At 56.0% G+C, this 1631-nt stretch carries 1 protein-coding gene; it reads right to left on the reverse strand.

Features of this window, described 5'->3' with window-relative positions; all coding sequences use genetic code 11:
* Positions 1-172: 172 nt before the first annotated feature.
* Positions 173-1378: a DUF6396 domain-containing protein gene (locus tag ACM6G4_RS18645; protein WP_414914301.1), complete on the reverse strand. Its 1206-nt coding sequence runs from the start codon at positions 1376-1378 to the stop codon at positions 173-175.
* Positions 1379-1631: the final 253 nt, after the last annotated feature.

The following is a 1631-nucleotide window of genomic DNA, read 5'->3' on the forward strand; positions in this document are numbered from 1 at the left end:
GAACAGCACATCGGCCTCAGCGGGCGGCGCCGGAATTGTTTCGTGTTGGCAGGTGAAGGCGAGATCAACGTTGATATCGGTGAGCGGGTTTACAAAGTCCACCGACAAAGGCTCGGCACTGTTGGCGCCACAACCGGTCAAGGCGATGAGTATCAAACAGCTCCATAAATACTCAGACCTCACCGAACAGTCTCCATTCGATATTTTCCTCCTCGACCGTCACACGGTCGGCGAGCAGGAATCGGCTGTGACAATGCTTGACGTTCAGGGTCGGCATGATGTCGCCCTTCTCGAAGCGCCGGGGCTCGCCTTTTTCCAGGCGCCACCAGGATTGACCGGCGATACTTTCCGCCAGCCAATAACCGGTATGCGTGCAGGCTTGGCCGCTGATGCAGGTCGGTCTTTTGATGTAGTCGATCGGTATGAAGGCCGAGGAGCCGGGCATGGGCCGGCCGGTGGCGGGTTCGAGGACTTTGGCCTTGGCCAGTTGGTGAATCAGTGCTTCGCTGGGCTTTTCTGGTGGGACATTGGCCAGGCGTTTTTCGAGCCATTGCAGTTTGCCGTCCCAGGCGGGTAACGGGGCAGGCGGCAGCGGGAGGATTTCGTTGATCTCGGGGACCTTGGGATTGGCGTAGGAGTAGCCCGAGAGGATTTTCCAGATTTTTTTGTAGCGTTCGGCGCGTTCGAGGTCTTCCTGTTGGCCGAGGTAGAGCAAGCGGTTATCTGGCTTAGGGCCACGGAAGGCTTTTTCCAACCGGCCGGCAGCACCGTCGCTACCAGCTACAACGCCCATCTGGAAGACCTCAAGCGCTTCTTGGTACTTTCCTTTGTTCTTAAAGTGGACACCTAGGGCGACGGCTGATTTACCGTGACCTTGTTCAGCTGCGCAACGGCGCATCTGCCGCGCAACATCCGGGGCAATATCAATCGGCGCCAACTTGTCGGCTACAACTGCCTGAGCTTGCGCATTGCCCTGATCGGCGGCTTTGCGGTAGTAACGCAAGGCCATTTCGTGATCTTGCTGCAACCCGCCTGCGCCGTGCTGCAAAAAGATACCGACAAAGTAATATCCCGTTGCCACTTCCGCGTTGATCAGTTGTTCACTCATGCGCAAATGCTCTTCACCACGGAGTTTGAAAGTACCGCGCATCGCACCGTTCTGCAGGTTGATATTGGCCTTGTAGTGGCCGTTCTCACTGGCGATGCGATATAAACGTTCGATCTCTCCATCGACGGTCTTGTCCTGTTTGAGTTGGTTGTTCTTTTGCAACCAGCGCGCGTAATGGAACAGCACATCGGCCTCGGCGGAGGCCGTGGGGATCTGCTCGTGCACACAGGTAAAGGCCATATTGGCCTTGGCTTCAGTCAAAGGGTTCAAGGGCGCTTCCTTGGTCGAAGTAGAAGTAGGATTACTGGTATCGCAGGTGAGCAGCAGCAGGCATGACAACAACAAGACCCGTCGCATCAGTCGAGGTCCGACAGGTCTGATTTACCGAAGTAGAACTCAACGACGGGGGCACAAGGCACATCCTTGTCTTCCTGAAAGTCTTTGTTGTCGTCGATGATCCACTGCCAAGCTTCGAACGCTTCCTCCGGATCATCCTGCGCGCCCAATCCATTCGTATGCATAT

This window comes from Pseudomonas sp. IT-P258, from assembly GCF_949767825.1.
Lineage (GTDB): Bacteria > Pseudomonadota > Gammaproteobacteria > Pseudomonadales > Pseudomonadaceae > Aquipseudomonas > Aquipseudomonas monachiensis.